We start from the raw sequence: 19,253 nt of genomic DNA, 5'->3' as shown, positions 1-19,253 counted from the left end.
CAGTTGGATCGGTCGGTCCCCCAGGTCCTGGCACCAGAATTGGCGGCGGCAGCCGCGCGTGCACATGGCCCGGCCGTGACTCTCAAGGAACTCCAAAGACCGGACCGCCCCGGCTGCGGGCGAACCGGCCGATACTGGGGGCATGACGGCTCCAGGAACCGTGCTGGTCGTGGAGGACGAACCGAGCATCGCGGACGTCCTCGCCATCGCCCTGCGCTACCACCGCTTCGAGGTGATGACCGCGGGCACCGTGCGCGAGGCGCTCTCCCTCGCCGAACGCACCCGCCCCGACTGCGCGTTGCTCGACGTGATGCTCCCGGACGGTGACGGACGCGCCCTGGGGCGGGAGTTGCGCTCCCGGCTGCCCGGCCTGGCGCTGGTCTTCCTCACCGCGCGGGACGCGCCCGCCGAGATAGTCGGCGCCCTCGGCTTCGGCGACGACTACATCACCAAGCCGTTCGACATCGACGTGGTCGTCGCCCGGATCAGCGCGGTCCTGCGCCGCACCCGCCCCGCCGACGTCCTCCCCCAGCGCCCGCCGCTGCGCTACGGCGACCTGGAGCTGGACGAGACGACGTACTCGGTGCACCGCGCGGGCCGCTCGGTCGAGCTGACCCCCACCGAGTACGCCCTGCTGCGCTTCCTGGTGCGCAACGGCGGCCGGATCGTGCCCAAGGAGCAACTCCTGCGCCACGTATGGCAGTACGAGCACACCCCGCCCGAGTCGACCGTCGTCGAGACGTACATCAGCTATCTGCGGCGCAAGCTCGACGCCCTGGGACCACCGGTGATCACCACCCGGCGGGGCGTCGGATACGGGCTGGCATGAGGCTCGGGCTGCCCTACTGCGAACGCGGCGTTCACTCGCTGCGCGCCAAACTGACCCTCACCAACGTGGCGTTGCTCGCCCTCGGCATCGTGGCGACCACCGCGATCAGCCTGATGGGCATGCGGTACTACCTGCTCGACCAGGTCGACGGCGAGCTGACCAAGGTGCGGAACTCGCTGGGGAGTTCACAGCTCACGCTGCGGCAGATCGACTCGCTGAGCGCGCTGGGCTTCGTCCGTGACCGGCTGGTCCCGGACTCCACGGACTCCAGCGAACGGTCGGCCATGGAGTCGATCTACACGGCCGTCGACGACCGGGGCACGGCCGTCAGCATCTTCGGGGTGCGGCCCACCGAGGCGCAGCTCGGGCTGGCGCGCGCGGTCGGCGACGCCAGCGCGCTCGCCCGGGACGCCGATCCGCACGACGTGACGGTGCGCGGCGACTCCTACCGGGTCACCGCCGTCCGCCTCAAGGACGGGAGTTGCGTCCTCATGGCCACCTCGACCGAGGCCCTGCACACGGGCATGGGCAAGGCCCTCCGGCTCGACCTCGCCTTCGGCACCCTGCTGATCGCGCTGCTCGCCTGGCTGACGATGCTCAGCCTGCGGCGCCGGCTGCTGCCCCTGGAGGCCATGGTGGAGACGTCGTCGGCGATCGCCGAGGGCGATCTGACCCGGCGCGTGCCGTCCAGCCACCATCCGACGCAGGAGGTCGAGCAGTTGCGGGTGGCCCTCAACTCGATGCTCCACCAGGTGGAGTCGGCGTACCGCACGCGCGAGCAGACCGCCGCCCAGCTGCGGCGGTTCGTCGCCGACGCCTCGCACGAGCTGCGCACCCCGCTGTCGGCGATCCGCGGCTATCTCCAGCTCTACGACAAGGGCATGCTGACCGAGCCGGACGAGCGCCGACGGGCCTGGGACCGGATGAACGCGGAGGCGGACCGGATGGGGCGGCTCGTCGACGAACTGCTGCTGCTGGCCCGGCTCGACCAGCGGCCCGAACTGCGCTTCCGGAACGTGGACGTGAGCCGGCTGGTGCGGGACGCGGCCGAGGACCTGCGGGTGCAGCAGCCGGAACGGCCCATCACGGTCGGCGCCGACGGTTCGCTGCTGGTCCGCGCCGACGAGTCGGGACTGCGCCAGGTCCTGGGCAACCTGCTGGGCAACGTCCGCACCCACACCCCGGCCGGGGTGCCGGTGCGGCTCGGGGTGGAACGTGCGGACGGGCTGGTACGGCTGTCCGTCGCGGACCAGGGTCCGGGGCTCGCCGAGGAGGACGCGTCCCGGATCTTCGACCGCTTCTTCCGGGCGGGCGGCGGCGCGGGCAGCGGGCTGGGGCTGGCGATCGTCCAGGGGGTCGTCCAGGCCCACGGCGGCGAGGTGACGGTACGGACGGCGCCGGGCGAGGGGCTCGCCGTCACGGTGACCCTGCCGGCCCGGACCGCCGCACTACCGTAACTCCGCCGCTCGGAACGGGAGTTGGCTGCCGGTCGGCGGTCCGGGCAGGGGTGCCTCAGCGGCTCAGATCCACTCCAGCGCCCACAGGCGGAAGACCCCCGTGCCGTCGGAGAGGTAGGCGCCGCCACCGACTGCCTCGCTGCTGACGACGTACTCCTTGCGCTGCCAGAGCGGGATCAGCGGCACCTCCGCCGCCACGTCCTGCTGGAGGTCGCGGAAGTCCGCGCTGACCTCGCTGCGGTCGGCGAAGTGCTGGCTGTCCAGGATCAGCTGGTCGACGGCCTTGTTGGTGTAGCCGGTGTTCATGGTGGAGCCGGTGCCGACCAGCGCGGAGCCGAAGGTGTCGGGGTCGGGGTAGTCGGCGACCCAGCCGACGGCGTACGCGTCCAGCTTGCCGGTCGCCCAGCGCTTCTGGAAGGCGGTCCACTCGTAGCCCTTGACGTCGACCTTGAAGAGACCGGTCGCCTCCAGCTGCTTCTTCAGCTCGGCGGCCTCCTCGGCGCCGGCGCCGTGCCCGATGCCGTAGCCGTAGGTGAAGCGGACCGGGACCGGGACGCCGGCCTGGGTCAGCAGCTGCCTGGCCTTCTGGGTGCTCTGCGCGGGGTAGGCGTCGAAGAACGAGGTGGTGTGGCCGGTGATGCCGGTCGGGATCAGCGAGTAGAGCGGGTCGACCGTGCCGTCGTACACGGCGGCGGCCAGCTGTTCGCGGTTGATCAGCCAGGCCATCGCCCGCCGGACGAGGACGTTGTGCAGGGGCGAACCGGCGCGGGTGTTGAGGTAGAGGTTGCGGGTCTCGGAGCTGTCGGCCTCGGTCACCCGCTGGTCGGGGTCGCTCGCGGAGAGCCCGGCCAGCATCTTCGGCGGCAGCTGACGGGTGGCCACCTCGACCTGCTTCGCGCGGTACGCCTTGTCGAGCGCGTCCGAGTCGGCGTAGTAGCGCAGTTCGACGGGGCGCCCGGTCGCCTGGACGGCGCCCCGGTAGTGGCTGTTGGGGGCGAGGACGGCCTTCTTGCCCTGCGCGAAGCCCGTCAGCCGGTACGGTCCGGTGCCGTCGACGGAGCCGCCGGTGCGCAGCGAGTTCGCCGGGTACTTGGTGCTGTCGACGATCGCGCCCGCGCCGGTGGCCGCCTTGAACGGGAACGTGGCGTCCGGCGAGACGAGGTGGAAGGTGACGGTCATACCGGAGGCGTCGACCGAGCCGAGGGTGGAGAGCAGGGAGGCCGGCCCCACATCGGAGTTGATCTTCTTGACCCGGTCGAAGGAGAACTTCACGTCCTGGGCGGTCATCGCACGCCCGCTGGGGAAGGTGATGCCGTCCCGCAGTTCGCAGCGGTAGGTCTTCAGCCCGCCGCCGACGAAGGCGCACTTCTTCGCCGCGTCCCCCACGGGGGTGGCGCCGCCCGAGGCGAAGGTGAGCAGCGACTGGAAGACGTTGCTGTAGAGGGCCCAGGAGCCGGCGTCGTAGGCGCCGGCCGGGTCGAGGGACGTGACGCCGTCCGTGGTGCCGACCCTGATGGTCCTGTCCTTGTCCCCCGTCGACGGAAGCAGCTGCCAGCCGCCCACCGCGACGGCCGCGAGTACCAGCAGCGTCGCGAGAATCCGCATGCGAACCGATCGCATCGGTGTGCCCCCCTCGGACCCTCCCGGGCCCCTGCGTGAAGCCACTCCCCTGGTGGCGCGGATCACCTAACCACAGGTGTTTGAGCCGGGGGAAGAGGTTTCTGACGACAGGGACGACAACTTGTCCAAGGGTGTTTCCGGACGGTTTCACAGTCGGCTCCCAGCCAACGCTCAGCTCGACCGGGACGCCAGCTCCACCACGGTGATGTCCGACGGCGCGCCCACCCGGGTGGGTGGTCCCCAGGCACCGGCGCCCCGGCTGACATACAGCTCGGTGTCGCCGTAGCGCGCGAGGCCGGCGACCGTCGGGTTGGCCGCCGCCGCGATGAGGTTGCCGGGCCAGAGCTGGCCGCCGTGGGTGTGGCCGGAGAGCTGGAGGTCGACGCCGTGCCGCACGGCCTGGTGGATCTGCGCCGGCTGATGGGCGAGGAGCACACAGGCGCGTGCGGTGTCCCGGTCGCCGAGCGCCCTGCCGAAGTCGGGGCCCTGGCCCTCGCTCTCGCCCTGGAGGTCGTTGACCCCGGCCAGGTCGAAGCCGGGGAGTTCGGTACGGGCGTTCTCCAGCGGATGGATGCCGAGCCGGCGCACCTCCTGGACCCACTGGGCGGCGCCGGAGAAGTACTCGTGGTTGCCGGTGACGAAGTAGCTCCCGTGCCGCGCCCTCAGCCCGGCGAGCGGCGCCGCCGCCGGGCCCAGGTTCTTGACGCTGCCGTCGACCAGGTCGCCGACGACCGCGATGAGGTCGGGCTGGGTCGCGTTGATCGTGTCGACGACCTTCTGCGCGAAACCGCGCCCGAGGAGCGGTCCCAGATGGATGTCGCTGACCACCGCGATCCTGAACCCGTGGGCGGAGCGCGGGAGTTTGGCCAGCGGCACGGTCACCCGCTTCACCCGGGGCCCGCGCAGGACGCCGTACGTGCCGTAGCCGACGGTCCCGACGGCGGCGGTCGCCGCCGCGCCTGCGACGACCCGCGAGACGAAGAGCCGCCGCGAGGGCGCGGCGGCCGGAGCGGGGCGCGCGGCCCCGGCCTCCGGCGCGGGCCCGGGCGCACGCGGCGTCTTGGTCACCGTCTCCCGCACGGCCTCCCGCACGGCCTGCTCGGGGCCCTCCGGCCGCACGGACTCCTCATGCTGCCGTACGGCGGTTCCGCCCGGTACCCGTCGTTCCGTGAACCGTCGCAGCGGCGGGCGGAGCAGTTCGCCCGCGAGGACGGCCAGCAGGAGGTACATCGCCAGGGCCATCCACAGGAACCCCGGCCAGCCCAGGGCGCGTTGGAGCCAGAAGGGGGCCCCGCCGCGCTCGGCGGCCAGGGCCGCGACCATCAGCACCGGACCTGCGATCAGCACGGCCGTCCCCGCGCGGCGGGCGGGACCCGGGCCCCGGGTGGTGTCGCGGACCAGGCGGCGCCAGACGTACCAGTGCGGCACGGCGAGCACGGCTACGGCGGTCAGGGCGACGAGGACACCGAGTACCGGGCGGAAGAGGTGACCGGCCACGCGCTATGACGTCCGGCGCAGTGCGCGCAGTCCGCGCAACCCGAGGCCGCACCGATGACCGTCCCCCATACGAAGGAGACGACGGCGAGCGCCAGATGCACCCAGAAGAACGCCGTCGGGTGACCGTCGTCGAAGGCCTGCCCGCTGCTGTCCTTGACGAGATTCTTGATGAAAGTGATCCAGATGATCCAGCTCCACACCCCGAAGGCGAGCAGGAACCAGGAGACGGGGCGGCTGAGCTTCATACGCCCAGTATCGCCGGGCTCCGGCGGGGCCCGGCCCCGGGGTGGTGCCGGTGACGGGACTTCGGGCCGCCCGGCAGGTACGTTCTCGACCGTGTCCGCACCACAGCGCACCGGCAGGCGATCCCTGCTGGTCACCACCGCCGCCCTGTCCTGCCTCGCGACGACCGCGCCCGTCGCCCTCGCGGCCCCTTCGCCGAGTCCCTCCGCCACTCCCCCGGCGCGGATGTCCTCGGTGGGCGGCGCCCGGCTCGGCCTGGCCGGGACCCAGGTCCAACAGGCCGCCGGAGTACCGGAGTTGCCGAAGGAACTGACCGCACGGTCGTGGATCGTCTCCGACGCCGAGTCCGGACAGGTGCTCGCCGCGCACAACGCGCACTGGCGGCTGCCGCCCGCGAGCACCCTGAAGATGCTCTTCGCCGACACCGTGCTGCCGAAGTTCCCCGGGACGACCGAGCACCGGGTCCTCACCTCCGACCTCGCCGGTATCGGCGCCGGCTCCAGCATGGTGGGGATAAAGGAGGGCGAGACGTACTCGGTCCGCGATCTGTGGCTCGGCGTCTTCCTGCGCTCCGGCAACGACGCCGTGCACGTCCTGTCCCGGATGTACGGCGGCCTCGACCGGACCGTCGCCGACATGAACGCGCACGCCCAGGATCTGCAGGCCCTGGACACCCATGTGGTGACGCCCGACGGCTACGACGCCCCGGGGCAGGTCTCCTCGGCGTACGACCTGACGCTGTTCGCGCGCTCGGGGCTCCAGAAGCAGGACTTCCGGGAGTACTGCTCGACAGTCAGCGCGAAGTTCCCGGGCGCGACGGAGAAGAAGAAGGGCAAGTCGGTCCGGGGCACCTTCGAGATCCGGAACACCAACCGGCTGCTGAGCGGCGACTCGGACGTCTCGGTGTACCAGGGCATCGCCGGAGTCAAGAACGGCAACACCACCAACGCCGGGGCCACCTTCACCGGCGTCGCCGAGCGCGACGGCAAGGTGCTGCTGGTGACGGTCATGAACCCGGCGAAGAACGAGCACAACGAGGTCTACAAGGAGGCCGCGAAACTCCTCGACTGGGGGTTCGCGGCGGACGGCAAGGCGCAACCGGTGGGCGAGCTGGTCCCGCCGCGGGGCACCGACCGGGCGAGCGCGCAGCCGGGTGCGACCGCCTCCGGCAAGGCCACCGGCGGGCCGTCCGCGGAGCCGGTCGCGCGGGCGGCGCGGGAGGGCGGTTCGAACGGGGTGGGCATCGCGCTCGCCGTCGCCGGCGGGCTGCTGGTGCTGCTCGCGGGCGGGGTGTTCCTCGTCAACCGCCGTTGGCCACTGCCCGGCCGCCTGCGTCGCCGCCCCCGTCCGTGACCTCCAACTCCTTTGCACCTTCAGGGAGTTCGTCCTCTTGGGGGAGTTCGTCCTCCTTGCTCCGCGTCGCGGTCCAGGCGGCGCAGAAAAGGACCAGTTTCGAGGTGAGGTTGATCCACAGGAGCAGGGCGACGGGGACGCCGAACGCGCCGTACATGCTCTTCCCTGCGACCCCCTGGATGTAGCCGCTGAGCAGCAGCTTGAGCAGCTCGAAGCCGATCGCGCCGGTCAGCGCGGCGACGAACAGGCGGCGGCGCTGCGGCTCGACGCCGGGCAGCAGGGTGAGGACGTAGAGCAGGACGAGGAAGTCGGTGAGTACGGCGACGGCGAGCGCGGCGACGCGCAGCAGGACCCCGCCCCAGCCACCCTTGACCAGGCCGAGTTCGCCAGAGATCCAGTCGACCAGCGCGGTGGCTACGGCGGAGGTGGCGATCGTCGCGAGGACGGCGCCGCCGAGGCCGACGAGGACACCGGCGTCGGCGAGCTTGCGCAGGAAGGGGTTCTCGTCCTTGTCGGGGAGCTCCCACACCGCGCGCAGGCACTCGCGCATCGAGCCGACCCAGCCGATACCGGTGAAGAGCAGGACGGCACCGGCGATGAGACCGATGGTGCCCGCGTTGTCGACCAGGCCGGCGATGTCCAGCTGCTGGGAGATGCCGGGCACCTGCTCGGCGATCCTGTTCTGGAGTGCGTGCTGCCGCTGGCTGCTGAGGGTGGCGGCGCCGATCGCGGCGGCCACGGTCAGCAGCGGGAAGAGCGCGATGAAGCTGATGAAGGTCATCGCGGCGGCCAGCCGGGTCCACTTCACCCGGTCCAGGCGCTCGAACGACCGCCACGCGTGCGTGGTCGTCAGACGCGCCACCAGCGGCCCGATGAAGGGAAGTCTCTTCAGCCAGTCCATGACCCGATCCTGCCCCCGTCCCTGAAGCCCAGGGTCCGGATACCCCGGTACCCGGGAAACAGCGAAGTGCGGCGCGGGGTTCCGGTCCCCGCCGGCTCACCAGCCGGCCACCGCCAGCCCGTACATCGCCAGCCACACCAGACCGATCAGGGCGAGCGCGCGGTCCCGGAGGATCACCTCCTCGGGTTCGCCCGCGCTGCCCCGGTCGGCGAAGACGGCGTACCGCAGGATCGCGAGGACGAACGCGACCACCGAGAGCTGCCGCCAGGGCAGCACGCCGGTGCGGGGCGCACCGCCCTCCTCCAGGGCCCACAGGCAGTAGCCGAGGACGGCGACACCGGCGGCGAGCTGCCAGACGAAGCGCAGGTAGCCGGCGGTGTATTCGGTGAGCAACGCGCGCGTGGCGCCCGCCGTCCCGGCCATCTGGACGGCTTCGGAGTAGCGCTTCGCCGCCACCATGAAGAGGGCGCCGAAGCCGGTGGTGAGCAGGAACCAGCGCGAGAGCGGAATGCCGAGCGCGACTCCGCCGACCATCGCGCGCATCAGGAAGCCGGTGGTGACGACGGCGAGATCGACGACGAGGACGTGCTTGAGGCTGACGCAGTACGCCAGTTGCATACCGATGTACGCGGTCAGGAGGGCGGCGACGGCCGGCGAGCAGAGCCAGACCGCGGCGGCCGGCGTGAGGGCGCCCAGGGTGCCGCCGACGGCGTACGCGACGGGCACCGGGACCTGTCCGGCGGCGACCGGGCGGTGGCGCTTGACGGGGTGGGCCCGGTCGGCGTCCGCGTCCCGCGCGTCGTTGACCAGGTAGACGGCGGCGGCGCACGCGGTGAACAGGCCGAAGACCAGGGCGACTTGGCCGAGGGCGTGACGGGAGAAGAGCTGGCCGGCGGCGGCCGGGGCGGCGGCGACGAGGACGTTCTTCGTCCACTGCCGGGGGCGGGTGGTCCGGAGCAGGCCGCCCAGCAGCCCGCCCCGGCGCGGCGGGGCGGGCTTCCCGGGGCGGGCGCGCTGCCGGAGGAACGTCGCCTCAGCCATGGCCGTTGCCCGACATCCAGCGCGCTCCGGCGCGCGCCGTCAACGCGCCGAGGACCGCGCCGGCCGCCACGTCCGAGGGGTGGTGGACGCCGACGACGAGCCGGGACAGGCACATCGCGGCGGCGAGCGGGGGGACGGCGTAGGCGCCGAGCGCGCCGAACGCGACGGCCGCCGCCGCCGCGGAGGCCGCGTGGGAGCTGGGGAACGCGTGGCGTCCGGCGGTGCGCACCAGGGGCTCGACCCGCGTGGGACGCGGCCGGCGTACGACGTGCTTCACGACCGTGCTGGTGAGGTGCGCGCCCGCCGTGAGCGCCGTGGCGCGCAGCCAGGCACCGCGCCGGGAACGGTCGGCGGCGGCGCCCGCCAGACCGGCCGCGAGCCAGAGCGCCCCGTGTTCCCCGGCCCGGGACAGGGCGCGCGCGACGGTGACGACGCGGGGGCCGGAGCTCCGGGCGCGCACCGCGGTGAGGAGTCGGTCGTCGAGTCGGCCGAGTCGGTCGAGTTCGTCCATGTGACCGACTGTTCACGCCCGCACCGCCGGAACTCCGGCAATATTGAGCGACATCCCATTAATCACCCATTTCGGGGAGAGTGGGATGTTGTACGTTCAAAGCAGTACACAGCCTCCATATCGACGATACGGTCGCCGCCATGCCTGCCGAGACCGTCTCCGTCACCGGATGGGGCCGCACCGCTCCCACCGCCGCCCGTCTGATCCGCCCGCGGAGCTACGAGGAGGCCGTCGGCGCCGTCCGGGAGTGCGCGGCGCGCGGGACGCGCGGCGGGATCGCCCGCGGGCTGGGACGGGCGTACGGGGACGCGGCGCAGAACGCCGGGGGCGCCGTGCTCGACATGACGGGTCTCGACCGCGTTCACGCCATCGACGCGGCCGGCGGCTCCGTGCTCTGCGACGCGGGCGTCTCCCTGCACCGGCTGATGGAGGTGCTGCTGCCGCTGGGCTGGTTCGTGCCGGTGACGCCCGGCACCCGGTACGTGACGGTCGGCGGGGCGATCGGCGCGGACATCCACGGCAAGAACCACCACGTCTCCGGCTCCTTCTCGCGCCACGTCCTCTCCTTCGAACTCCTCACCGCCGACGGCACGATCCGCTCCGTCCGCCAGGGCACCCCGCTCTTCGACGCCACCGCCGGCGGCATGGGCCTGACCGGGGTGATCCTGACCGCGACCGTCCGGCTGCTGCCCGTCGGCAGCTCGCTGATGTCGGTGGACACCGAGCGCGCGGCCGACCTCGACGATTTGATGACCCGGCTCACGGCGACCGACCACCGCTACCGGTACTCGGTCGCCTGGATCGACCTGCTGGCGCGCGGCGCGGCGACCGGCCGCGCGGTGCTGACCCGCGGCGACCACGCGCCCCTGGAGGCGCTGCCCGCCCGCGCCCGGCGGCGCCCGCTGGAGTTCCGCCCCGGCCGGTTCCCGGCCCCGCCTGCCGCCCTCCCCGACGGCCTGCTCAGCCGGACGACGGTCGGGCTGTTCAACGAGGTCTGGTACCGCATGGCCCCCCGCGCGCGTACCGGTCAGCTCCAGCGGATCTCCTCGTTCTTCCACCCCCTGGACGGGGTGCCCCACTGGAACCGCGTCTACGGGCGGGGCGGCTTCGTGCAGTACCAGTTCGCGGTGGGGCACGGCCGGGAGGAGACGCTGCGCAGGATCGTGCGGCGCGTCTCCGACCGGCGGTGCCCCTCCTTCCTGGCCGTCCTCAAGCGGTTCGGGGAAGGCGACCCGGGCTGGCTCTCCTTCCCGGTGCCCGGCTGGACGCTGGCCCTCGACATCCCGGCGTGGCTGCCCGGTCTCGGCGCCTTCCTCGACGTACTCGACGAGGAGGTGGCCGCCGCCGGGGGCCGCGTCTATCTGGCCAAGGACTCCCGGCTGCGCCCTGAACTGCTCGCCGGGATGTACCCGCGGCTCGACGAATTCCGTTCCCTGCGCGCCGAGTTGGACCCGCGCGGGGTGTTCGTCTCCGACCTGGCCCGCCGACTCAGCCTCTAGCCCTCCAGCCCTCTGAGCCCTCTGAGCATTCGTCAGGAGTTGTCGTGAAGGACGCCTTCGGCCTCCCCCAGTCCCTGCTCGTCCTCGGCGGTACGTCCGAGATCGCGCTCGCCACCGCCCGCCGGCTGATCGCCCGCCGCACCCGCACGGTGTGGCTGGCGGGCCGCCCGTCCCCCGCCCTGGAGACGGCCGCCGACGGTCTGCGCGCGCTCGGCGCCGACGTGCGCACCCTCCCCTTCGACGCGCTCGATCCCGGCTCCCACGAGCCGGCGCTCGGCAAGGTCTTCGCCGAGGGCGACATCGACGTCGTGCTGCTCGCCTTCGGGATCCTCGGCGACCAGGCGCGGGACGAGCGCGAGCCGCTCAGCGCGGTGCGCGTCGCGCAGACCAACTACACCGGCGCCGTCTCGGCCGGCCTGGTCGCGGCCCGCTCCCTTCAGACCCAGGGCCACGGCTCCCTGGTGGTCCTCTCCTCGGTCGCCGGGGAACGGGCCCGCCGCTCCAACTTCATCTACGGCTCCAGCAAGGCCGGCCTCGACGTCTTCGCCCAGGGTCTCGGCGACGCGCTGCACGGCACGGGTGTGCACGTGATGGTCGTACGGCCCGGGTTCGTCCGCTCGAAGATGACCGCCGGACTGGCGGAGACCCCGCTCGCGACCACCCCGGGAGCGGTGGCGGCCGCCGTCGAACTGGGGCTGCGGCGGCGGTCGGAGACGGTCTGGGTGCCGGGGCGGCTGCGGGTGGTGATGTCGGCGCTGCGGCACGTGCCGCGGGGTCTGTTCCGGCGGCTGCCGGTCTGACCGCGGGGGCCGGGTCGCTACCGGCTGGTGATGGTGCCGCGTTCCGTGTGGGCGGCCTGGGGCGGTACGACGGAGCCGCCGAAGGCGAACTCGCGCAGCTTGCGCCAGACGCCGTCGGCGCCCTGCTCGTAGAGGGCGAAGCCGGTGCAGGGCCAGTCGGCGCGGTAGTCGGCGAGCTCCTCGAAGGCGCGGTCCATCGCCTCGTCCGCGATGCCGTGCGCCACGGTGACATGCGGGTGGTACGGGAAGGACAGCTCGCGGGCGACCGGCCCGGAGGCGTCACGGACCTGCTTCTGGAGCCAGCCGCACGCCTCGGCGCCCTCGGCGACCTGGACGTAGACGACCGGGGAGAGCGGCCGGAAGGTGCCGGTGCCGGAGAGCCGCATCGGGAAGGGGCGTGCGGCGGCGGCGACCTCGACGAGGTGCGTCTCGATCGCCGGCAGCCGGCCGGCGTCCACCTCGGTCGGCGGCAACAGCGTGATGTGCGTGGGGATGCCCTGAGCCGCGGCGTCGCCGAAGCCCGCGCGCCGCTCCTGGAGCAGGCTGCCGTGAGGCTCCGGGACCGCGATCGACACGCCGATCGTTACGGTCCCCACGTCGTCTCCTGTCGTCCTGTCGGTCGGACCTGTCGGTTCGTCCGGTTGGTGCGCGCGGGACGGTCGCTCGCGCGGCCGTCCGGCTATCGACTGTACGGCCACCCGGCCCCCGCGGGCAGGCGCAGGCGACGTGATGTGCAGCGCTGTCCGGGGTCGCGCCGCCTCCGGCCGTGTGCCCGCCGTGAGCCGTGGTACGCCGGCTGCGCCGAACGGCGGTCGCTTCAGTGTTTGGCGGGCAGGAAGCCCACGCGGTCGTAGGTCTGGGCGAGGGTCTCCGCGGCTACGGCGCGGGCCTTCTCCGCGCCCTTGGCGAGCACCGAGTCGAGCGTCTCGGGGTCGTCCAAATACTGCTGGGTGCGCTCCCGGAACGGCGTCACGAACTCGACCATGACCTCGGCGAGGTCCGTCTTCAGCGCGCCGTAGCCCTTGCCCTCGTACTGGCGCTCCAGGTCCGCGACGGGAGTGCCGGTGAGGGTGGAGTAGATGGTCAGCAAATTGCTGACGCCCGGCTTCCGCTCGGCGTCGAAGCGGATGACCGTGTCCGTGTCGGTGACCGCGCTCCTGACCTTCTTCGCGGTGACCTTGGGGTCGTCGAGGAGGTTGACCAGGCCCTTCGCCGTGGACGCCGACTTGCTCATCTTGCTCGACGGGTCCTGGAGGTCGTAGATCTTCGCCGTCTCGCGGAGGATGTACGGCTTCGGGATCGTGAAGGTCGCGCCGAAGCGGCCGTTGAAGCGCTCGGCGAGGTCGCGGGTCAGCTCGATGTGCTGGCGCTGGTCCTCGCCGACGGGGACCTCGTTCGCCTGGTAGAGCAGGATGTCGGCGACCTGGAGGATCGGGTACGTGAAGAGGCCGACGCTCGCGCGGTCGGCGCCCTGCCGGGCGGACTTGTCCTTGAACTGGGTCATCCGGCCGGCCTCGCCGAAGCCGGTGAGGCAGTTCATCACCCAGGCGAGCTGGGCGTGCTCGGGCACATGGCTCTGGACGAAGAGCGTGCACCGCTCCGGGTCGAGTCCGGCGGCGAGCAGCTGCGCGGCGGCGAGGCGGGTGTTGGCGCGCAGGTCCGCGGGGTCCTGCGGCACCGTGATCGCGTGCAGGTCCACGACCATGTAGAACGCGTCGTGGGACTCCTGGAGAGCCACCCACTGGCGCACCGCGCCGAGGTAGTTGCCGAGGTGGAACGAGCCTGCGGTGGGCTGGATTCCGGAGAGCACGCGGGGTCGGTCTGAGGACATGCTCACCATTCTCTCAGGTCCGCGGGCCCGGTCCGGAACTCGTGGCGGAACAAATCACCGGCCGTCGCGAGTCGCCGCCCGGCGGCGACTCGCGAGCGGGCGCGGGCGTGTCAGCCGAGGTCGATCTCCGGGTAGAGCGGGAAGCCCGCCACCAGGTCGGTCGCCCGGCGGGAGATCTCGTCGGAGACCTTCTCGTCCAGGATGTGGGCGGCCTTGGAGGGGGCGCCGGACTTCGTCGTGCCGGGCTCGGTGGTGGTGAGGACCCGGTCGATCAGGCCCGCCACCTCGTCCATCTCCGCCGTGCCGAGACCGCGCGTGGTCAGGGCCGGGGTGCCGACGCGGATGCCCGAGGTGTACCAGGCGCCGTTGGGGTCGGCCGGGATGGCGTTGCGGTTGGTGACGATGCCGGAGTCGAGCAGCGCGGCCTCGGCCTGCCGGCCGGTGAGGCCGTAGGAGGAGGCGACGTCGATCAGGTTGAGGTGGTTGTCGGTGCCGCCGGTGACGAGGGTGGCGCCGCGGCGCAGCAGACCGTCGGCGAGCGCGCGGGAGTTGTCGACGATCCGCTGGGCGTACTCCTGGAAGGAGGGCTGACGGGCCTCGGCGAGGGCCACGGCCTTCGCGCCCATCACGTGGGCGAGCGGGCCGCCGAGGACCATCGGGCAGCCGCGGTCGACCTGGTCCTTGAGGGAGTCGTCGCACAGGACCATGCCGCCGCGCGGGCCGCGCAGCGACTTGTGGGTGGTGGTCGTCACGATCTGCGCGTGCGGCACCGGGTCGAAGTCGCCGGTCAGCACCTTGCCCGCGACCAGTCCGGCGAAGTGCGCCATGTCGACCATCAGGGTCGCGCCGACCTCGTCGGCGATCTCGCGCATCACCCGGAAATTGACCAGGCGGGGGTAGGCGGAGTAGCCGGCGACGATGATCAGCGGCTTGAAGTCGCGGGCCGACGCGCGCAGGGCGTCGTAGTCGATGAGGCCGGTGGCCGGGTCGGTGCCGTAGGAGCGCTGGTCGAACATCTTGCCGGAGATGTTCGGGCGGAAGCCGTGGGTGAGGTGGCCGCCGGCGTCGAGGGACATGCCGAGCATGCGCTGGTTGCCGAAGGCGGCGCGGAGTTCGGCCCAGTCGGCGTCGGAGAGGTCGTTGATCTGGCGGACGCCGGCCTTCGCCAGGGCCGGGACCTCGACCCGGTCGGCGAGGACGGACCAGAAGGCGACGAGGTTGGCGTCGATGCCGGAGTGCGGCTGCACGTAGGCGTGCCGGGCGCCGAAGAGTTCGCGGGCGTGCTCGGCGGCGAGGGCCTCGACGGTGTCCACGTTGCGGCAGCCGGCGTAGAAGCGGCGGCCGATGGTGCCTTCCGCGTACTTGTCGCTGAACCAGTTGCCCATCGCGAGGAGGGTGGCCGGGGAGGCGTAGTTCTCGGAGGCGATCAGCTTGAGCATCTCGCGCTGGTCGGCGACTTCCTGGCCGATGGCGTCGGCGACGCGCGGCTCGACGGCGCGGATCACGTCGAGGGCGGCGCGGAAGGCGGTGGACTCCTGGGACAGGGGCGCGGAATTGTCGGGCATGGGGACCTCCGGACGTGGCGTTCGGCGTTCACGGGACGGCCCAGGCGCACGGCACACTTTCCAGCTCGGGCCGCTCCCCGATGGTCGGTCCCATCCCAGCGCGCCAGTCACGGCCCGCCGGTCAGCCTACCGAACCGCCCGGCGGCCGGGGCGCCCGCGTCCACCATGCGAGCGCGGGTGCCGACCCCGCCGGGCCGGTGCGGCGCCGCCGGGGTCGGCACCCTCCTTTAGAGTCACTGCGTGCTCTTTGGAATGGTGTGCGCGCTCGGCGCGGCGGTCTGCTTCGGTACGGCGACGGTGTTCCAGGCGGTCGCCGCGCGGGCGGCTGCGCCGGGCGGCGGCGGGGACGCGGCCCTGCTGCTGCGCGCGCTGCGCCAGTGGCGCTACCTCGTGGGGCTGGCGCTGGACGGGCTCGGCTTCGTGCTCCAGATCGCCGCGCTGCGTTCCCTCCCCATCTACGCCGTCGGCGCGGCCCTCGCGGCGAGCCTCGCCGTGACCGCGGTGGTCGCGGCGCGGTTGCTCGGGGTGCGGCTCAGCGGGGTCGAGTGGGGGGCCGTGGGCGTGGTGTGCGCGGGGCTGGCCATGCTGGGGCTCGCGTCCGGGACGGAGGGCGACCGGGCGGGTTCCGCGGCCCTGGAGTGGGCGATGCTCGGCACGGCGGCGGCGGTACTGCTGCTCGGGCTCGTCAGCGGCCGACTGCCGGAACGGGGGCGGGCGTTGACGCTCGGCCTCGGCGCCGGTCTCGGCTTCGGCGTGGTCGAGGTGACCGTACGGCTCATCGACTCCCTGGCGCCGGTGGCCCTGCTCACCGACCCGGCGGTCTACGCGCTCCTCATCGGCGGAGGCGCCGCGTTCCTCCTGCTGACCACGGCCCTCCAGCGCGGTTCCGTGACGACGGCCACCGCGGGGATGGTGATCGGCGAGACGATCGGCCCGGCGGCGGTGGGCGTGATCTGGCTGGGCGACCGCACCCGCGAGGGTCTGGCCTGGCTGGCGGTCCTGGGTTTCGCGGTGGCCGTCGCCGGGGCACTGGCCCTGGCCCGCTTCGGAGAGGCCCCGGCGGCGGACGGTACGGCGTCGGGGGGTACGACGGCGGGGGGCACCGCCGGGGAGGGAACGGCGACGGGCGGGGTGTCGGAGGGCGGTACGGCGCGAAGCGGGACGGCGTAGGCGGGACGGCGTAGGCGGGACGGCGTGCTGGCGCCTCACGGCGGGCGGCACGGCTTGAAACCGTAGGGGTGCGGGCGCTTCACGGGTGGCGCTGCGGCGTGCGGCGGGACGGCGTGGGGCGGGACGGCGTGCTGGCCCCTCATCGCGGGCGGGACGGCGTGCTGGCCCCTTACGGGAGCACCCTGCACAACGCTTCCAGCGCTGCCGTCCAGCCGCGTTCCGACGGGGTTCCGTAGCCCACGACCAGGGCGTCGGGGGTCGCGGCGGGGGCGTCGGGGTGGTGGTAGGTGGAGAGGGCGTGGAGGGCCAGGCCCTGCCAGGCGGCTGCCTGGACCACGGACTGTTCCGTGCCCGGTGGGAGGCGGAGGACCGCGTGGAGGCCGGCCGCGATGCCGGTGGGACGGATGCCGGGGGCGTGCAGGGCCAGGGCGTCGACGAGGGCGTCCCGGCGGCGGCGGTAGCGCAGCCGGGCCGCGCGGACATGGCGGTCGTGGGCGCCCGAGGTGATGAACTCCGCGAGGGTCAGCTGGTCCAGCACACCGCAGGTGTCGGCCTGCCCCTTCGCCGCCGCGACCTCGTCGGTGAGGGCGGGGGGCAGGACCATCCAGCCCAGGCGCAGACCGGGCGCGAGGGACTTGCTGGCCGTGCCGAGGTAGACGACGTGGTCGGGGTCGAGGCCCTGGAGGGCGCCCACCGGCTGGCGGTCGTAGCGGAACTCGCCGTCGTAGTCGTCCTCCAGGACCAGGCCGCCGGTGCGCCGCGCCCAGTCGACGACGGCGGATCTGCGGTCGTGGTGCAGGGGGTCGCCCAGCGGGAACTGGTGGGCCGGGGTGAGCAGGACCGCGCCCTCGTCGGTCAACTCGGCGGTGTCCGTGCCCCGTTCGTCGAAGGGGAGCGGGCGGGTGCGCAGCCCCGCCTCCGTCAGCAGCCGCCAGTGCACGTCCAGGCCGTACGACTCGACCGCGACCGTCCGGGCGCCGCGCGCCCGCAGCATCGTGCCGAGCACCCGCAGGCCGTGCGAGATGCCCGCGCAGATCACGATGTGCTCGGGGTCGGCGCGTACGCCCCGGGCGCGGGAGAGGTAGCCGGCGAGGGCGGTGCGCAGTTCGGCGCGCCCGCGGGCGTCGCCGTAGGCGAGGGCCTGGGACGGGGCGGCGGCGAGGGCGCGGCGGGCGGCCCTGAGCCACTCGGTGCGCGGGAAGGACGTCAGGTCGGGGGTGCCGGGGATCAGGTCGTGTACGGGGCGGCCGGGGGTGCGACGCGGCGGGTCGGCGTGCGCGGGCGGGACCACCGCACGGTCGCCGACCCGGGTGCCGGAGCCCTGGCGGGCGGTGAGCCAGCCCTCGGCGACCAGGTCGGCGTAGGCGTCGGCGACCGTGTTGCGGGCGATGCCGAGGTCGGCGGCGAGGGCGCGGGAGGAGGGCAGCCGGGTGCCGGGGGCGAGGCGGCCGGTGCGGACGGCGGAGCGCAGCGCGTCCGTCAGACCGCGCCGCACCCCGGTGCTGGTCGTGCCGGTCGGTTCGAGATGGAGGTCGACGCCGAGATTGGCCCATGATTTCGCCATGGAAATGGACCATACTCCTGGGCCGCCTCGCTCCTAGGATCGAGATCATGACCACGACGACGACCCACGAAGACGACACGACCGCCACCCCCTACGCCCCCGAGCACACCCCCCGGCTGCGGTGGGCCGAGCACTCCCCCGAGGTCTACAAGGCGATGGTCCGCCTCGACGCGGCGGCCCGGCGGGGGGTCGACCCGAAGCTGCTGGAGCTGGTGAAGATCCGCGCCTCGCAGCTCAACCACTGCGCGTTCTGTCTCGACATGCACACCAAGGACGCGCTGGCGGCGGGCGAGAGCGTGGAGCGGATCGTGCAGCTCGGCGCGTGGGAGGAGTCGCGGCACTTCTACACCGAGCGGGAGCTGGCGGCGATCGAACTGACCGAGGCGGTCACCGTCCTCACGGACGGCTTCGTGCCCGACGAGGTGTACGCCACCGCCGCCGCGCACTTCGAGGAGGCCGAACTGGCCCAGCTGATCGCCGCGATCACCGTCATCAACGCGTGGAACCGGTTCGCGGTGAGCACCCGGATGGTGCCGGGCCACTACCGGGCCGGCGACCACAAGTGACCGTCGGGAACGGGGCGTTGGGCAGCTCGGCGAGCGGCTCGGCGAGCGGGTCGGCGAGCAAGGCCGAGGTCTTCCGGGGCCTGCACCGCGGTCGCGTCCCGGGCGAGCCCCTCGTCCTGCCCGGTCCGTGGGACGCGGCCGCCGCCCGGGTGTTCGTGGCGGCCGGCTTCCCGGCGCTCGCCACGCCCAGCGCGGGGATCGCCGCCTCGCTCGGCTACGCGGACGGGGCGACCCCCGCCGACGAGATGTTCGCGGCGGTCGCGCGGGTCGTCCGGGCCGTGGACGTGCCGGTGTCGGCCGATGTGGAGGGTGGCTACGGGCTCGCGCCGAAGGAGCTGGTGGAACGGCTGCTGGAGACGGGAGCCGTGGGCTGCAACCTGGAGGACTCCGAGGCCGGCCTTCTCCAGGACCCCTCCCGGCACGCCGACCGGCTCGCCGAGGTGCGGGCCGCGGCGGGCGACCGGCTCTTCGTCAACGCGCGCGTCGACACCTTCCTGTACGGCGACGGCGACCCCGAACGCGCCATCGAGCGGGCCGCGTTGTACGTCGCGGCCGGCGCCGACTGCGTCTACCCGATCGGCGCCCCGGCGGACGTACTGCCGCTGCTGCGGGCCGGGATCGAGGGGCCCCTCAACGTGTTCGCGCGGCTGGACGGCGCCGGCCCCTCGCCCGCCGCGCTCGGCGAACTCGGGGCCACCCGCGTCACGTTCGGGCCGGGGCTCCAGCGCGCGGCGACGGAGGCCTTGCGCGCAATCGCCGAGACCCTTGCCGGGTAGTCGCCCGCGGCACCGGCGGGAGCGGTACGA

17 protein-coding genes, 1 pseudogene and 1 riboswitch are annotated in these 19,253 nt (G+C 73.2%); of the genes and pseudogenes, 8 read left to right on the top strand and 10 right to left on the bottom strand.

The genetic code is table 11. The annotated features are described in order from the left end of the window. The first annotated feature begins 142 nt into the window (after positions 1 to 142). Both ABZT12_RS06875 and ABZT12_RS06870 read left to right on the top strand, forming a co-directional pair. Positions 143 to 829, top strand: a complete 687-nt coding sequence (locus tag ABZT12_RS06875; protein WP_356378454.1) for a response regulator transcription factor — start codon at positions 143 to 145, stop codon at positions 827 to 829. Further along, entirely contained in the window at positions 826 to 2,286 is a 1,461-nt protein-coding gene (locus tag ABZT12_RS06870) for a HAMP domain-containing sensor histidine kinase (RefSeq protein ID WP_356378451.1), read from the top strand. The genes ABZT12_RS06875 and ABZT12_RS06870 overlap by 4 nt, the downstream gene beginning before the upstream one ends. Before the next feature lie 63 nt (positions 2,287 to 2,349). On the opposite strand, the gene ABZT12_RS06865 is transcribed toward ABZT12_RS06870, so the two are convergent. From ABZT12_RS06865 to ABZT12_RS06855, 3 genes and pseudogenes are all read right to left on the bottom strand, one after another. Next, positions 2,350 to 3,906 carry an ABC transporter substrate-binding protein gene (locus ABZT12_RS06865; RefSeq protein ID WP_356378448.1) on the bottom strand — a complete coding sequence of 519 codons (1,557 nt, stop codon included), beginning with the start codon at positions 3,904 to 3,906 and terminating at the stop codon, positions 2,350 to 2,352. Between the two features lie 171 nt (positions 3,907 to 4,077). After that, positions 4,078 to 5,403, bottom strand: a complete 1,326-nt coding sequence (locus ABZT12_RS06860; RefSeq protein WP_356378445.1) for a metallophosphoesterase — start codon at positions 5,401 to 5,403, stop codon at positions 4,078 to 4,080. A gap of 3 nt (positions 5,404 to 5,406) precedes the next feature. After that, positions 5,407 to 5,648 (bottom strand): annotated as a pseudogene (locus ABZT12_RS06855) (hypothetical protein). Between the two features lie 91 nt (positions 5,649 to 5,739). Here ABZT12_RS06855 and ABZT12_RS06850 point away from each other — a divergent pair. Beyond that, the gene (locus ABZT12_RS06850; protein ID WP_356378442.1) at positions 5,740 to 6,999 is read left to right on the top strand and encodes a D-alanyl-D-alanine carboxypeptidase; all 1,260 of its coding nucleotides are present in this window, start codon (positions 5,740 to 5,742) and stop codon (positions 6,997 to 6,999) included. Here the strand turns inward: ABZT12_RS06850 and ABZT12_RS06845 are convergent. The 3 genes from ABZT12_RS06845 to ABZT12_RS06835 form a co-directional block, all read right to left on the bottom strand. Continuing rightward, the gene (locus ABZT12_RS06845; RefSeq protein WP_356378440.1) at positions 6,947 to 7,900 is read right to left on the bottom strand and encodes a YihY/virulence factor BrkB family protein; all 954 of its coding nucleotides are present in this window, start codon (positions 7,898 to 7,900) and stop codon (positions 6,947 to 6,949) included. The genes ABZT12_RS06850 and ABZT12_RS06845 overlap by 53 nt on opposite strands. Positions 7,901 to 7,996: 96 nt before the next feature. Continuing rightward, the gene (locus ABZT12_RS06840) at positions 7,997 to 8,941 is read right to left on the bottom strand and encodes a decaprenyl-phosphate phosphoribosyltransferase (RefSeq protein ID WP_356378438.1); all 945 of its coding nucleotides are present in this window, start codon (positions 8,939 to 8,941) and stop codon (positions 7,997 to 7,999) included. Further along, complete coding sequence (locus tag ABZT12_RS06835; RefSeq protein ID WP_356378435.1) at positions 8,934 to 9,452, bottom strand: phosphatase PAP2 family protein; 519 nt, start codon at positions 9,450 to 9,452, stop codon at positions 8,934 to 8,936. The genes ABZT12_RS06840 and ABZT12_RS06835 overlap by 8 nt, the downstream gene beginning before the upstream one ends. A 140-nt stretch (positions 9,453 to 9,592) precedes the next feature. On the opposite strand from ABZT12_RS06835, the gene ABZT12_RS06830 reads away from it, so the two are divergent. Together ABZT12_RS06830 and ABZT12_RS06825 are read left to right on the top strand one after the other, a co-directional pair. After that, entirely contained in the window at positions 9,593 to 10,951 is a 1,359-nt protein-coding gene (locus tag ABZT12_RS06830; protein ID WP_356378432.1) for an FAD-binding oxidoreductase, read from the top strand. Positions 10,952 to 10,995: 44 nt separating this feature from the next. Continuing rightward, on the top strand, positions 10,996 to 11,751 hold the full coding sequence (locus ABZT12_RS06825) for a decaprenylphospho-beta-D-erythro-pentofuranosid-2-ulose 2-reductase (RefSeq protein ID WP_356378429.1): 756 nt from the start codon (positions 10,996 to 10,998) through the stop codon (positions 11,749 to 11,751). Between the two features lie 17 nt (positions 11,752 to 11,768). Here ABZT12_RS06825 and ABZT12_RS06820 read toward each other — a convergent pair whose 3' ends face one another. From ABZT12_RS06820 to ABZT12_RS06810, 3 genes are all read right to left on the bottom strand, one after another. Beyond that, a complete protein-coding gene (locus ABZT12_RS06820; protein ID WP_356378426.1) occupies positions 11,769 to 12,347 on the bottom strand; it encodes a 2'-5' RNA ligase family protein in 579 nt (192 codons plus the stop codon). 221 nt (positions 12,348 to 12,568) lie between these two features. Continuing rightward, on the bottom strand, positions 12,569 to 13,582 hold the full coding sequence (gene trpS / locus ABZT12_RS06815) for a tryptophan--tRNA ligase (RefSeq protein WP_356378423.1): 1,014 nt from the start codon (positions 13,580 to 13,582) through the stop codon (positions 12,569 to 12,571). Positions 13,583 to 13,692: 110 nt separating this feature from the next. After that, positions 13,693 to 15,147, bottom strand: coding sequence for a glycine hydroxymethyltransferase (locus ABZT12_RS06810; RefSeq protein ID WP_356378420.1), 1,455 nt, complete (start codon positions 15,145 to 15,147; stop codon positions 13,693 to 13,695). A gap of 31 nt (positions 15,148 to 15,178) precedes the next feature. After that, positions 15,179 to 15,268: riboswitch (ZMP/ZTP riboswitch) on the bottom strand. A gap of 131 nt (positions 15,269 to 15,399) precedes the next feature. On the opposite strand from ABZT12_RS06810, the gene ABZT12_RS06805 reads away from it, so the two are divergent. After that, positions 15,400 to 16,317 (top strand): hypothetical protein, encoded by a 918-nt coding sequence (locus ABZT12_RS06805; protein WP_356379024.1) that lies wholly within the window; start codon positions 15,400 to 15,402, stop codon positions 16,315 to 16,317. Positions 16,318 to 16,486: 169 nt separating this feature from the next. On the opposite strand, the gene ABZT12_RS06800 is transcribed toward ABZT12_RS06805, so the two are convergent. Further along, positions 16,487 to 17,881 (bottom strand): PLP-dependent aminotransferase family protein, encoded by a 1,395-nt coding sequence (locus ABZT12_RS06800; protein WP_356378417.1) that lies wholly within the window; start codon positions 17,879 to 17,881, stop codon positions 16,487 to 16,489. Between the two features lie 47 nt (positions 17,882 to 17,928). On the opposite strand from ABZT12_RS06800, the gene ABZT12_RS06795 reads away from it, so the two are divergent. Both ABZT12_RS06795 and ABZT12_RS06790 read left to right on the top strand, forming a co-directional pair. Then, complete coding sequence (locus tag ABZT12_RS06795) at positions 17,929 to 18,447, top strand: carboxymuconolactone decarboxylase family protein (protein WP_356378414.1); 519 nt, start codon at positions 17,929 to 17,931, stop codon at positions 18,445 to 18,447. A 17-nt stretch (positions 18,448 to 18,464) separates the two neighbouring features. Continuing rightward, complete coding sequence (locus ABZT12_RS06790; protein ID WP_356379021.1) at positions 18,465 to 19,223, top strand: isocitrate lyase/phosphoenolpyruvate mutase family protein; 759 nt, start codon at positions 18,465 to 18,467, stop codon at positions 19,221 to 19,223. The last annotated feature ends 30 nt before the right edge of the window (positions 19,224 to 19,253 follow it).

This window comes from Streptomyces sp. NPDC005423, assembly GCF_040606415.1.
Lineage (GTDB): Bacteria > Actinomycetota > Actinomycetes > Streptomycetales > Streptomycetaceae > Streptomyces.
This window is presented reverse-complemented; position numbering and strand designations above follow the sequence as displayed.

Bases quoted from the DNA above. Each gene is read 5' to 3' on its own strand.
- ABZT12_RS06875 (WP_356378454.1), top strand. From the start codon at position 143: ATGACGGCTCCAGGAACCGTGCTGGTCGTGGAGGACGAACCGAGCATC.
- ABZT12_RS06870 (WP_356378451.1), top strand. From the start codon at position 826: ATGAGGCTCGGGCTGCCCTACTGCGAACGCGGCGTTCACTCGCTGCGC.
- ABZT12_RS06865 (WP_356378448.1), bottom strand. From the start codon at position 3,906: ATGCGATCGGTTCGCATGCGGATTCTCGCGACGCTGCTGGTACTCGCG.
- ABZT12_RS06845 (WP_356378440.1), bottom strand. From the start codon at position 7,900: ATGGACTGGCTGAAGAGACTTCCCTTCATCGGGCCGCTGGTGGCGCGT.
- ABZT12_RS06840 (WP_356378438.1), bottom strand. From the start codon at position 8,941: ATGGCTGAGGCGACGTTCCTCCGGCAGCGCGCCCGCCCCGGGAAGCCC.
- ABZT12_RS06835 (WP_356378435.1), bottom strand. From the start codon at position 9,452: ATGGACGAACTCGACCGACTCGGCCGACTCGACGACCGACTCCTCACC.
- ABZT12_RS06830 (WP_356378432.1), top strand. From the start codon at position 9,593: ATGCCTGCCGAGACCGTCTCCGTCACCGGATGGGGCCGCACCGCTCCC.
- trpS (WP_356378423.1), bottom strand. From the start codon at position 13,582: ATGTCCTCAGACCGACCCCGCGTGCTCTCCGGAATCCAGCCCACCGCA.
- ABZT12_RS06810 (WP_356378420.1), bottom strand. From the start codon at position 15,147: ATGCCCGACAATTCCGCGCCCCTGTCCCAGGAGTCCACCGCCTTCCGC.
- ABZT12_RS06805 (WP_356379024.1), top strand. From the start codon at position 15,400: ATGGTGTGCGCGCTCGGCGCGGCGGTCTGCTTCGGTACGGCGACGGTG.
- ABZT12_RS06800 (WP_356378417.1), bottom strand. From the start codon at position 17,881: ATGGCGAAATCATGGGCCAATCTCGGCGTCGACCTCCATCTCGAACCG.
- ABZT12_RS06795 (WP_356378414.1), top strand. From the start codon at position 17,929: ATGACCACGACGACGACCCACGAAGACGACACGACCGCCACCCCCTAC.